Here is a 12,465-nt window from a genome sequence, read left to right as displayed (position 1 = left end):
GACCTGCGGCGATGTTATTGCTGTACTTTACGGTGTAATCAGTATTCGCCTTGAGCTTTTTGCTGCTAAAGATAACTGTAACCGCGGGCTTTTTCGCCTTGCCGGTATATGTATATTTGGTGCGCGAAAGCGTGATCGCTGCGGAAGAAATATCAAATCTTATCTTCGGAATGACCTCTATATCTAGATAGCCGCAGCGCGTACATCATCGCCCGCATAACCTGTTAAGACAATACCGTCATCATCAATGTAGTAATGAAATATTGCAAAAAAATCCGCATCCAGATATTCCGAATTGCTTGATGAATCCGCAACTGAGCTTGATTCCAAGCCCTCACTAGATGATGAATTTGAAACAGCAGATGAGGATCGTGAACCTCTTCTGCTCGAATTACTGCTGCTTGACCTGCTCGATATGCTCAGCGAAGACGTAAGCAGGCTCTCGCTGAGAGAGTTTGCCGAGCTTTGCTCTTCTGCATATATGCTCACGGTGCTTTCGGCAGAGTCGATACCCGAATCTATACGCATATCTCCTTTGTGGACGTTGGCGAAGCCACCACCGCCGCGCAAATATTCTCCATTTCCCTTTAATGCAGCATTGCAATTTTACCTGCTATAAATAAGACGTTTCAGCAGCAGGTTTGGTCGTAGCTTTTTTTAAGAATTTTTTGTGAAGTTTTTGCTAACAAATATATTTGCCTGCCTGCGCTCTTTAGACTATCTAATATTAAATAATGTACCCGCATTATCCCCGCATTTTCATGCGGCGCTCTTGACAATGCCTGCAAATTGATGTATAATTGAATTACGAACATCTTTGAAAGGATAGTCGATAAATGACTTACAAAAATATAAAAATATGTGCTTGTCTGGCAGCCGCTATGTGCTCATGCTTCGCGGCGGGCTGCGCGGGCAGCGATAAAAAAGATACCTCCAGCGCGCTGACCACCACCGCGCCCGTTATCGAAAGCAAGGCGGATACCGCCGATACTGATAACAGCGTCGTGCAGGCTGAAAGCGCGGCTGACGAAAGCTCACAGGCTGAGCCGAAAAAGGAATTTACCCCCGGCGAGGGCTTGGAAAAGACCGCTGCGCTTTTCAGCGGAGCTTACACCTACAAGACGGAAGTGACCTACTCCGACGAAGCCGCCGGCAACGTTTCTGAGGTGACTCAGGCGAGCGACGGCAAGAATTTTTACCAGAACAACAAGTCGGTGACGGAAAGCGGCTTTGCCGAGGACTTCACCTACCTGCGCTCGGGCGATAAGAGCTACTATATAGATAACAACACCAGCGCTTTTACGTCAAAGACAAGTGCTGAGGAGCTTAATATCTATCAGGCGATCATCGACCAGCAGCTCGACGTTACCTCTACCCATATCCCCGAAGACACCGAGGGCTGCAAGGTGGAGGAATACACCTACACAGGCGACACATACATCACCGTTTATGACCTGTATTTCAGCAAGAAAACGGGCGATATAAAGAAATACACCGCCACCTACATCACCGAGGGCGATGATGACATAATACAGACGGTAAAGGTGAAGGAGATAACCGATTCGGCGGACGAAAAGCTTTTTGACACCGACTTTACCGAGGACATGACTGACTTCGACAACATCTCGGAGGACACAAGGCTCGGCTTCTGCCAGGGTGTATGCGCCACCTACAATATCAGCACTGACGATATGTACAAGATGGACATAACCACCGACGACCTGAAGAAAATAAGCTTCGATAAATTCTTCGAGCTGGTGTGCACATACGCAAAGCCGAAGAAATAACGACAAACGCAACGAAAAGAGCGCATAAAATGAATATAAAAAATATACTCCAGCTGCTGAAGCCGAAAGCTATGACCTCATACATCTACGAGGACTGCACCGTGCGGCAGGCGATAGAGAAGATGAAGCACCACGGCTACACCGCAGTGCCTGTAATAAACAAAGACGGCTCTTATGTAAAGACCATCGCCGAGGGCGACTTTTTGTGGTTCATGCTGGATAAGCACATAACCGACATAACTGAGCTGGAGGATTACTCGCTGAAAGACATTCCCCGCAGAGTAAAGTGCGAGCCGGTATACGTCTACTCGACTATAGAAGACCTGCTGGAAATATCTATGAACCAAAACTTCGTGCCCGTTATCGACGACCGCGATATTTTTATCGGGATAGTCACCCGACGCGACATAATACAGGAATGCTGCAAGGCGCTGAAAGCGCACGGAGATGTTTTCTTGCCCGAGTATGAACGCAACGAGCTGGGCGAACAGCTTGAAGAGGACGAGATGTACGACTGATACAGCTGCCGTACTGATATAAGGAGAGATCTATGATGAAAAAGCTAAAGATGAAAAGAATGACGAAGATAGCGGGAAATTACGCGGGCAACGCCGCGCTCTGCGCTATACTTATAATGATAATGCTGCTCGCGATAGGCACGGCGGCGCTTGTCGTAACCGGCAGAACGAGCATAAATGAAAATCAGAATATGCCCGCAAACGGCGTGGTATCCTTCGCCGATGAATCCTCTGCCGTAGACCAGCAGGAGCCTGTACAGGAAGAGCCTAAGGCGCTTATGGAGTACCCCGAGAAGGACTACGAGTTCCAGAAGATCTCTTTTGACGGACTTACCGCTAAGTACGGCGTGCTGCTCGACTGCGAGAACAACAAGATATACGCGGGAAAGAATTACAAGAAAAAAGCTTACCCCGCTTCACTCACCAAGCTTATGACCGTTATCATCGCGCTGGAAAACTGCGATGATATTTCCGATACATACAAATTCACAAAGAGCGATATAAAGTCCCTCTCCGACGCGAACGCTTCCGTAGCGGGATTTTCCGCGGGCGAAAAGGTAACGGTAGAAGACCTGCTCTACGGCGCTATGCTGCCCAGCGGCGCTGACGCTACTCTGGGTCTGGCGAACTACGTTGCAGGCTCGGAAAAAGAATTTGTAAAGCTGATGAACGCTAAGGTGAAAGAGCTTGGCCTTACCGGCACGCACTTTTCCAACGCCAGCGGTCTGCACGACGACGACCACTACTCTACCGTGCTGGATATGGCTATGATAGTAGAGTACGCGCTGAACAACGATAAGATAAGCGACGAATTTATCAAGATAATCTCGGCTAAAGACTACACCACCTACAAGAGCAACAAGCACGAGGCGGGCATACCCCTCAGCAGCATATTCATGAGCAGATACGACGGCTTCTACATCGACCGCGATGAGGACGGCAAAGAGGACGCCGACATCATAGGCGGCAAGACGGGCTTTACCGACGAATCGGGCTACTCGCTCGCTTCCGTTTACAAGATAGAGGACACCTACTACGTTTGCGTTACCATGAAGTCCACCACCGCGGAAACGGCTACCAGCGACAACCTCACGATAGCCGAGCGCTACCTGCCCGTTTACGACCTGCTGGGCGATGACAGCTCCAGCTCTTCCGAAAGCTCGGCAGAATCGAGCAGCACGGTAGATGTGACCCCCGCGCCGATAGACCAGACTGAGAGCGACCAGAATACCTCGACCGTACCCGACAGCTCCGCCGCCGACTCTATCCCGAACGACGAAGTGCCTATGTGAACCGCGGCAGATACAGCCACATAAATTCATATGAACAAGTATTCAGAGGAACAGCCACGAAAAAGGCTGTTCCTCTTATTTTTTTGGTGAGTTAGCATAAAGTAACTCCGAAAATGAGCGCGTATTTGTTAATTATCATGTGAAAAAAGTGAAAAAATTGATAAAGGGTATTTACAAAACGGAAAAGAAGTGTTATAATATTATTCAGTAGGGAGGGCTGCGCTATGGCCTTTCCACGCCCGCTTGAACCGACCATAAAATGGCACAGTGAAGGCGGTGCGAAAATTTCTATGGCATTTACAAAGTGCCGGGAAATTCAGAAAAGGGACGGCAGATATCATCGCTTTCCCGGAATCTAGAAAGGAATGATTCTTAAATGGCAAGAAAAATGAAAACCATGGACGGAAACAACGCTGCTGCATGGGCGTCATACCCCTTTACAGAAGTCGCTGCTATCTATCCGATCACACCTTCTTCCGTTATGGCAGAGGTTACTGACCAGTGGGCAGCCAAGGGTCAGACAAACATCTTCGGAACTCCCGTAAAGGTAGCCGAGATGCAGTCCGAGGCGGGCGCTTCGGGTACTGTTCACGGTTCACTTGCAGCCGGCGCTCTGACTACTACCTACACTGCTTCGCAGGGTCTGCTGCTCATGATCCCGAATATGTACAAGATCGCAGGCGAGCTGCTTCCCTGCGTTATCCACGTTTCCGCAAGATGCGTAGCTTCTCACGCTCTTAACATCTTCGGCGACCACTCCGACATCTACGCATGTCGTCAGACCGGCTTCGCAATGCTGTGCTCCTGCAGCCCGCAGGAAGTTATGGACCTCGGCACAGTAGCTCACCTCTCTACCATCAAGGGCAGAGTACCTTTCATCCACTTCTTCGACGGCTTCAGAACCTCTCACGAGATCCAGAAGATCGAGACTTGGGATAAGGAAGACGTAGCTGAAATGGTAGACTACGAGGCTATCGAAGAGTTCAGAAAGAGAGCTATCAACCCTGAGCACCCCGTACTTCGCGGTACTGCCCAGAACCCTGATATTTTCTTCCAGGCTCGCGAGGCTTGCAACACCTACTACAACGCTATCCCCGGAATAGTAGAAGAGTATATGGACAAGGTAAATGCCAAGATCGGCACTGACTACAAGCTCTTCAATTACTACGGAGCACCCGACGCTACTCACGTTATCGTAGCTATGGGCTCTGTTTGCGATACTATCGAAGAAACCATCGACTACCTCAACGAGAAAGAGGGCACTAAGCTCGGTCTTGTTAAGGTACGTCTTTACAGACCTTTCTGCGCTGATAAGCTCGTTGAGGCTCTGCCTGACACCGTAGAGCAGATCTCGGTACTCGACAGAACTAAGGAACCCGGCTCGCTCGGCGAACCTCTGTGGCTCGACGTTGTTGCTGCGCTCAAGGGCACTAAGTTCCACGACGTTCCCGTTACCTCCGGCAGATACGGTCTTGGTTCTAAGGATACTACTCCTGCACAGATCAAGGCAGTTTACTGGAACGCTTCCTGGAAGGATACATACAAGCCCAGATTCACCATCGGTATCGAAGACGATGTTACCAACCTCTCGCTCGATTCCTCCGTTAAGCTCGACACCGCTCCTGCCGGCACTACCGCCTGCAAGTTCTGGGGTCTGGGTGCAGATGGTACCGTTGGCGCTAACAAGAACTCCATCAAGATCATCGGCGACCACACCGACCTGTATGCACAGGCATATTTCGCTTACGACTCTAAGAAGTCGGGCGGCGTAACTGTATCTCACCTGCGTTTCGGTAAGACTCCTATCAAGTCTACCTACCTCATCAACCAGGCTGACTTCGTAGCTTGCCACAACGAATCCTATATCAACAAGTATGATATGGTTTCCGACATCAAGCCGGGCGGAACTTTCCTGCTCAACTGCCAGTGGACTGAGGAAGAGCTGGATAAGCACCTCCCCGGACAGGTAAAGAGATACATCGCTCAGAACAACATCAAGTTCTACATCATCAACGGCGTTAAGATCGGTAAAGAGATCGGTCTGGGCAACAGAATAAACACCGTTCTCCAGTCTGCATTCTTTAAGCTTGCAAACATCATCCCGATAGACGACGCTATCAAGTACATGAAGGACGCTGCTACCGCTTCTTACTCTAAGAAGGGCGAGGCCATCGTAAAGATGAACCACGACGCTATCGACGCCGGCTGCCATCAGGTAGTAGAAGTTAAGGTACCTGAAAAGTGGAAGGACTGCGAAGATACTCCTATGGGTATGCCAGCAGTTACCTGCGACGACAAGGTTCTCGAGGACTTCGTAAACAAGATCCAGATCCCCTGCAACGCTCAGGTAGGCGACAAGCTCCCCGTTTCTACTTTCGTACACATGGCAGACGGTACCTTCCCGCAGGGTTCGGCTGCATTTGAGAAGAGAGGAATCGCGGTAGACGTTCCCGCTTGGAACGGCGCAAACTGCATCCAGTGTAACTTCTGCTCTTATGTATGTCCGCACGCTGTTATTCGTCCCGTTATCATGAGCGAGGACGAGCTGAAGAAGGCTCCAGAACTTGCTAAGAAGAAGGCTGTTGCCTGCACCGGTATGCCCGGCTACTACTTCGTAATGACCATGTCTGCGCTCGACTGCACAGGCTGCGGCTCTTGCGTAAACGTATGCCCCGGCAAGAAGGGTGAAAAGGCACTCTCTATGCGTCCTCTTGACGAGCAGCTCGCTGAGCAGGAAGTATTCAACTACGCACTTACCCTCAAGGACAAGCCTGAGGTTCACGAGAAATTTAAGGAGACCACCGTTAAGGGCTCGCAGTTCAAGCAGCCCCTGCTCGAGTTCTCCGGCGCTTGCGCAGGCTGCGGTGAAACACCTTACGCTAAGCTGATAACCCAGCTCTTCGGCGACAGAATGTACATCGCTAACGCTACCGGCTGCTCCTCCATCTGGGGCGGTTCTGCACCTTCCACTCCTTACACCAAGAATAAGGACGGCAAGGGCCCCGCTTGGGCAAACTCCCTCTTCGAGGACAACGCTGAGTACGGCTACGGTATGTTCCTCGCACAGAATACAATCAGAAAGAGAACCATCGCTAAGGTACTCGAGCTTTCTAAGACCACTAAGGCTAAGGATCTCAAAGCTGCTTGCGAAGAGTATCTCTCTACCATCGACTGCGGCAAGACCAACTCGCCCGCTACCGACGCTCTTATCGCTGCTCTGAAGAAGTCTAAGACTAAAGCATCTGAGGAGATACTGAAGGACGCTGACTATCTGAGAAAGAAGTCGATGTGGATCTTCGGCGGCGACGGCTGGGCTTACGATATAGGCTTCTCCGGTCTGGACCATGTACTGGCTCAGGGCGAGGACGTAAACATCTTCGTATTCGATACCGAGGTTTACTCCAACACCGGCGGACAGTCCTCTAAGTCTACTCCTACCGGCGCTATCGCACAGTTCGCTGCTGCCGGTAAGGAAGTTAAGAAGAAGGATCTGGCAGGCATCGCTATGACCTACGGCTATGTATACGTTGCTCACATCGCAATGGGCGCTGACTACAACCAGTGCATCAAGGCTATCGCTGAGGCTGAGGCTTACAACGGTCCTTCGCTCATCATCGGTTATGCTCCTTGTATCAACCACGGCATCAAGGGCGGTATGAAGATCGCGCAGACCGAGGAGAAGAAGGCTGTACAGGCAGGCTACTGGCACCTTTACAGATACAATCCTACTCTCAAGCTTGAGGGCAAGAATCCTTTCATCATGGATTCTAAGGCTCCTACTGCTGACTATAAGGACTTCCTTATGGGAGAGGTTCGTTACAACGCTCTGGCAAGACAGAATCCTGAGAGAGCAGAAGACCTGTTCAACAAGGCTATCAAGAACGCTAACGACAGATATGACTACCTGCTGAGATATGCAAAGCTCTACAACACCGTTGAAGAAGCTCCCGCTGACAAGGCTAAGAAGTAATTCATAACTGAATAATAAAGACCTCGCAGAGATGCGGGGTCTTTTTTTTTGCGCCAAAAAAAAGCAGGCGTTTTGCGCGCCTGCCGTTAGATATTCGATCAGCTCAAATTACCCGCCGACTATCATGCCGACCACCGCGAAGTAGTGGAAAACGCTGCCCGCGATGGTGAACAGATGCCATATCGAGTGGAAGTATTTCTTCTTTTTCTTGACGTAAAAGATAACGCCAACGGTGTAGAAAAGTCCGCCGATCAGCAGAAACCAGAGCGAAATCGGGCTGACTTTTTGCAGCATAGGCTTGATCGCGATGACGATGACCCAGCCCATTGCTATGTAGCAGACTACCGACGGCTTGCGGAATTTCTCAAGGTCGATGGAGTTGAACACGATGCCGAGCACCGCCGCGCCCCAAACTATTCCGAAGAGCACCCAGCCCAACGCACCGCGAAGCGGCACGAGCGTTATCGGCGTATACGTTCCCGCGATGAGGAAGAAGATCGTGTTATGATCCATTATGCGGAAGAACGCTTTCGCGCGCGGGTTGGTTATCGCATGGTAAAGCGTGGACATTGTGTAAAGAATTATAAGTGATGCGCCGAATATCGCCGAGCTGACAACGCCCCAAGCATCGGAGTGGATAGCGGCGAGCACGATGAGCACCACTGTTCCCGAGATGGATAGCCCCCCGCCCACGCCGTGCGACACGGAATTGAATATCTCTTCGCCGAGCGTGTAACGTTTCGCGCTCTGCGGTCTTGCAGTTTCCATAAATATACATCTCCTTCAAAGCAAATACCTCTATCTAAATAATAACACTTTAACGGAGGTGTGTCAACCGACGAAATCCGAAAACTGTGATAAAATACCGTTGCAAAACGGCAATTTTTGTGCTATAATAGTAGTAGTGAATTTATTGGGAAAGAGGTCTGCGGCTATGGGTCGGGAATGGTTCAAGCGGCTTTTTGGAAAATCTAAGAAAAACGAATCCAAAACTGAGGACGAGCCTGCTAAGGCAGTGGCTGTCAGCGCGCCGTTGCAGATACCTATAAGTGCTAACAGTACCATGGAAAAGGATAAAGACCTGTATCTGAAAGTCAGCTTTGCGACAGACGTTGGCAAACGGCGGGCTAATAACGAGGATAATTTCTACATAGACGGCAAATATCGCCATAATTATGGCAAAAACGAGTGCGATTCGTACATCGAGCTGACCACAGAAACGCATCTTTACAGCGTATTTGACGGCATGGGCGGCGAAGCGTTCGGCGAAACGGCTTCAGCGCTAGCCGCCGCGCGAATGGAGGGTATGACGGACATCTTCAGAACTGCCGCGTCATCTGACCTGCCCTACTACATGAACGAGTACACCCGCGCCGCCAACGACGCGATTTGCGATATGTGCGCCGAGAGGGGTTCGCGCGGTGGCAGCACTTTTGCAGCGGTGTGCGTGAAGGACGGGCAAGCATATCCATTTTATATCGGTGACAGCAGAATTTACCTGTACGATGAAGGCACACTTTTACAGATAACGGAAGATCAGACGCTTGCCGTGCGCAAGATAAAGGCGGGCGTTTACACAGCGGACGAGGCGGAGAACAGCCCTGACCACCATAGATTGACAAGTTTTCTTGGTGCTGACAGCGGCGGAATGGGACTTGACCCGCAGCCGTGTATGCCCGTGCCGGCAAAGGCGGGTGTGAAACTGCTGATATGCAGCGACGGACTGACGGATATGTGCAGCCGAGAGGAGATCGCGCAGACGCTTTCGCAGACCGCGGACTGCAAGAATTCGGCTCGTGTACTGGCCGAAAAGGCGCTCAAAAATGGCGGAATGGACAACGTTACCTGCATAGTGCTGGAATTTGAGGAGCTTTTTGGCGGAATAGATGAAAATGATTGCGATATAGAGGAAAAGGAGTAAGAATATGTATCATGGATTGATAGATGTACCGACGTTTGCGTACTTCGATTTCGGCAATATATGGATGGGAAGTCTGCTCGGCGATATGAATTACAGAATAGAACCGCTGAAAAAAGCCGAGCCGCCCGCGCTGAAAGTCAGCGTTTGGTATGGGGAGATATGCTTTGAACTGGGGCAGATCTCGACGGAATTTGAGGAAGAGTTTTCCGACGATGGATACCAGCGGGTGATCGCAAAGATAAACGAGCTGGCGGCGGAGTACCGAAAAAAACTGAGCGAGCCTCGAAATTGAAAATCAACAGCGAGATTTATGCCGAGCCGACGAAAGCTCGGCTTTTTTATTTAACAAAGTGTACAAAATGTGAAAAAGCCATTGAAAACACTCGTCAAATGTGCTATAATAAAAGAGAGTATGCAGATATGCGGCGCTGAGCCGCTTTGACCGCAGATAAAAGATCTAAGGAGGTTGTAAATCATGAAAAATAAGGTAACAGTAAACATATATGGCAGAAGCTACCCCATGATGACCGACGAGAGCGAGGAGTACACCCAGCGCCTTGCAAACACGCTGAACGAGCGCATGAAGGCGCTTCAAGCGGCGAAACGAACACTTTCTATACAGGACGCGGCGGCGATAATCTCGCTGGAATGTCTTGACGAACTTGTTAAGAATAAGCAGACTGAGAAAAATATACGCACGCAGATCAGCGCCTACGTCGAATCGGCAAACGACGCGCACGACGAGTGCGAGAAGCTGAAAAAAGAGGTCGAACGCCAGCGCGAACGCATCCGCCAACTGGAGAGCGAAGTGAAGCTGCGCACGAAATTCGCGGTCGATGAGAACACCGCCGAGCAGATCTTGAAGAGCAGCATCACCGGTGCGCTGGGTCTGCCGCCGAAAAAGTGATGGCGGAGATACTTTCGCCCGCGGGCGGGCCGGAGCAGCTTTTTGCGGCGGTGCAAAGCGGCGCGGACGCGGTGTATCTGGGGCTGAAACGCTTCAGCGCGCGCGGTTCTGCGGTGAATTTTGACGAGCAGCAGCTCAAAGAAGCAGTAAGTTTTTGCCATCAGCGCGGTGTGAAAGTCTATGCGGCGGTGAACACGATGCTTTTCGACGGCGAACTTGCCGACTGCGCCGAAACGCTGCGGATACTTTGCGAAACTGGCGTTGACGCAGCGATCGTGCAAGATCCGGCGGTCGCGGAACTGGCGCAAAGCTGCTGCCCCGAACTGGAACTGCACGCCTCGACACAGATGACCCTGCACACGGCGGCGGGCTGCGAATTTGCACGGCGGCTGGGCTACACGCGCACGGTGCTTTCGCGCGAACTGCCCGCGGACGTGATAAAAGAGCTGTGTAAGCTGCAAAATATGGAAATTGAGATCTTCGTGCACGGCGCGCTGTGCATGTCCGTTTCGGGGCAATGTCTGATGAGCGCAGTGGTCGGCGGAAGAAGCGCCAACCGCGGCATTTGTGCGCAGCCGTGCCGTCTGCCGTGTTCAGTAAAAAAAGGAAGACAAGACCATGTACTTTCGCTGAAAGACATGAGCATTTTGCACGATCTGCCCGAACTGGCTGAATTTGGCGTAGATTCATTGAAGATCGAGGGCAGAATGAAGCGACCCGAGTACGCCGCGCTTTCGGCGTACTGTGCGAAAAAGGCGCTGGCGGGCGAGGATTACGACGAGCGACTGCTGGCGGACGTGTTCTCGCGCGGGGGCTTCACCGATGGCTATTTGAAACGGCGCACGGGCGCGGAAATGTTTGGCACACGCACCGCCGAGGACGCCAAGACCGCCGCCGCCGCCTACCCCGCCATTCACGAGCTTTACCGCCGCGAATACAAGCGCGCGCGGCTGGATATTGCCGCCGATGTGCGCCGCGGCGAGCCTTTGCACATCACAGCGACGGACGAGAACGGTCTGCGAGCGGAATTTATTGGCAAGGTTCCCGAACAGGCGCAAAACAAGCCCTGCGATGAAGCGTTCTTGCGCAAGCAATTGGGCAAGCTGGGAGATACTTACTTTGAACTGGGCGATATGCACTGCGAAATTGACGACGGATTGGCAGTCGCGGCGGGAGAGCTGAACGCTGCGCGCCGCGAACTTTGCGAAAAACTCAGCGCTCTGCGCGAGGAGCATTTTTCTCGCCGCGTGGATTTTACGCTGGATATCCCGAAGCCCGAACCGCGCGAGCGCGATTTTGGCGAGCCGAGGCTGCGCGTGAACGTCTGTAAAGCGGAGCAGCTTGCCATGCTCGACCCCGAGGACATCGAGATCGCGTGGCTGCCGTTAGATATGAACGAGATCAAAAAGGCTGCGGAGCGCTTCCCTGCCGAGAAGCTCGGCGTAGCAATGCCGCGCTTCACGTTAGATGAAAATAGTCAGACTGCGCTGCTTGAGCAAGCAAAACATACGCATATTAAGCACATTTTATGCACGAATTATGCACACATTATAACCGCGCAAAAACTGGGGCTTACGCCTCATGGGGCAGCGGGGCTGAACATTGCAAACTCGCTCGCGCTCAAAAAGCTGCGCGAATTCGGCGTAGCGGACGCGGTGATCTCGCCAGAAATGAAAGCTTCGCAGATCAGCGCGCTAGCGCCGGAAATACCAATCGGTGCGGAGGGTTACGGCAGGCTGCCGCTCATGCTGACGGTCAACTGCCCGATACGCGCGGCGGTCGGCTGCAAAAAATGCACCGGCGCGGTCTACGACAGAACCGGCAGGCGATTCCCGATAAAGTGCTCAAAAAGGCTCGGATACACCGAACTGCTCAACTCCGACCTGCTCTGCATATCGGACAAAATGGCGGATTTCCGCGCGGTGGATTTCGTGCAGATAGAGCTTTTTGACGAGTCGGCGGAGCGAGCGGCGGAAGTTATAAATATGTTCAAATATCAAAAGCAATGTACTGCGATAAACGGCGAAACCATAACAAGAGGTTTGTATTACCGCGGATTGAAAGGATAAA

General features: G+C 51.5%; 10 protein-coding genes. 9 read left to right on the top strand and 1 reads right to left on the bottom strand.

Features of this window, described 5'->3' with window-relative positions:
• Positions 1-295 precede the first annotated feature (295 nt).
• The 5 genes from LI114_RS02555 (at position 296) to nifJ (ending at position 7,567) form a co-directional block, all read left to right on the top strand.
• Complete coding sequence (locus LI114_RS02555) at positions 296-619, top strand: hypothetical protein (protein ID WP_227219067.1); 324 nt, start codon at positions 296-298, stop codon at positions 617-619.
• A 217-nt stretch (positions 620-836) separates the two neighbouring features.
• Positions 837-1,787 carry a hypothetical protein gene (locus LI114_RS02550; protein WP_227219065.1) on the top strand — a complete coding sequence of 317 codons (951 nt, stop codon included), beginning with the start codon at positions 837-839 and terminating at the stop codon, positions 1,785-1,787.
• Positions 1,788-1,816: 29 nt separating this feature from the next.
• Positions 1,817-2,305, top strand: coding sequence for a CBS domain-containing protein (locus tag LI114_RS02545; protein WP_022127586.1), 489 nt, complete (start codon positions 1,817-1,819; stop codon positions 2,303-2,305).
• A gap of 32 nt (positions 2,306-2,337) precedes the next feature.
• On the top strand, positions 2,338-3,597 hold the full coding sequence (locus LI114_RS02540; protein ID WP_227219063.1) for a D-alanyl-D-alanine carboxypeptidase family protein: 1,260 nt from the start codon (positions 2,338-2,340) through the stop codon (positions 3,595-3,597).
• A 376-nt stretch (positions 3,598-3,973) separates the two neighbouring features.
• The gene (gene nifJ / locus LI114_RS02535; protein ID WP_227219061.1) at positions 3,974-7,567 is read left to right on the top strand and encodes a pyruvate:ferredoxin (flavodoxin) oxidoreductase; all 3,594 of its coding nucleotides are present in this window, start codon (positions 3,974-3,976) and stop codon (positions 7,565-7,567) included.
• Positions 7,568-7,675: 108 nt separating this feature from the next.
• On the opposite strand, the gene trhA is transcribed toward nifJ, so the two are convergent.
• Positions 7,676-8,335, bottom strand: coding sequence for a PAQR family membrane homeostasis protein TrhA (gene trhA / locus LI114_RS02530; RefSeq protein WP_227219059.1), 660 nt, complete (start codon positions 8,333-8,335; stop codon positions 7,676-7,678).
• Positions 8,336-8,501: 166 nt separating this feature from the next.
• On the opposite strand from trhA, the gene LI114_RS02525 reads away from it, so the two are divergent.
• The 4 genes from LI114_RS02525 to LI114_RS02510 all read left to right on the top strand — a co-directional run bounded on the left by LI114_RS02525 (position 8,502) and on the right by LI114_RS02510 (position 12,464).
• Entirely contained in the window at positions 8,502-9,488 is a 987-nt protein-coding gene (locus LI114_RS02525; RefSeq protein WP_227219058.1) for a PP2C family protein-serine/threonine phosphatase, read from the top strand.
• Between the two features lie 4 nt (positions 9,489-9,492).
• Positions 9,493-9,780: a hypothetical protein gene (locus tag LI114_RS02520; protein ID WP_227219056.1), complete on the top strand. Its 288-nt coding sequence runs from the start codon at positions 9,493-9,495 to the stop codon at positions 9,778-9,780.
• A 183-nt stretch (positions 9,781-9,963) separates the two neighbouring features.
• The gene (locus LI114_RS02515; protein WP_227219054.1) at positions 9,964-10,395 is read left to right on the top strand and encodes a cell division protein ZapA; all 432 of its coding nucleotides are present in this window, start codon (positions 9,964-9,966) and stop codon (positions 10,393-10,395) included.
• Positions 10,395-12,464: a U32 family peptidase gene (locus LI114_RS02510; RefSeq protein ID WP_227219052.1), complete on the top strand. Its 2,070-nt coding sequence runs from the start codon at positions 10,395-10,397 to the stop codon at positions 12,462-12,464. Before LI114_RS02515 ends, LI114_RS02510 begins: the two co-directional genes overlap by 1 nt.
• The last annotated feature ends 1 nt before the right edge of the window (position 12,465 follow it).

It is taken from the genome of Ruminococcus sp. 210702-SL.1.03, from assembly GCF_020559915.1.
GTDB lineage: Bacteria > Bacillota > Clostridia > Oscillospirales > Ruminococcaceae > YE71.
Note: the sequence above shows the minus strand (reverse complement) of the source record. Positions and strands in the feature narration are given on the sequence as shown.

Excerpts from the sequence above, each read along its gene's own strand:
- LI114_RS02550 (WP_227219065.1), top strand. The coding sequence starts at position 837 with ATGACTTACAAAAATATAAAAATATGTGCTTGTCTGGCAGCCGCTATG.
- LI114_RS02545 (WP_022127586.1), top strand. The coding sequence starts at position 1,817 with ATGAATATAAAAAATATACTCCAGCTGCTGAAGCCGAAAGCTATGACC.
- LI114_RS02540 (WP_227219063.1), top strand. The coding sequence starts at position 2,338 with ATGATGAAAAAGCTAAAGATGAAAAGAATGACGAAGATAGCGGGAAAT.
- nifJ (WP_227219061.1), top strand. The coding sequence starts at position 3,974 with ATGGCAAGAAAAATGAAAACCATGGACGGAAACAACGCTGCTGCATGG.
- trhA (WP_227219059.1), bottom strand. The coding sequence starts at position 8,335 with ATGGAAACTGCAAGACCGCAGAGCGCGAAACGTTACACGCTCGGCGAA.
- LI114_RS02525 (WP_227219058.1), top strand. The coding sequence starts at position 8,502 with ATGGGTCGGGAATGGTTCAAGCGGCTTTTTGGAAAATCTAAGAAAAAC.
- LI114_RS02520 (WP_227219056.1), top strand. The coding sequence starts at position 9,493 with ATGTATCATGGATTGATAGATGTACCGACGTTTGCGTACTTCGATTTC.
- LI114_RS02515 (WP_227219054.1), top strand. The coding sequence starts at position 9,964 with ATGAAAAATAAGGTAACAGTAAACATATATGGCAGAAGCTACCCCATG.
- LI114_RS02510 (WP_227219052.1), top strand. The coding sequence starts at position 10,395 with ATGGCGGAGATACTTTCGCCCGCGGGCGGGCCGGAGCAGCTTTTTGCG.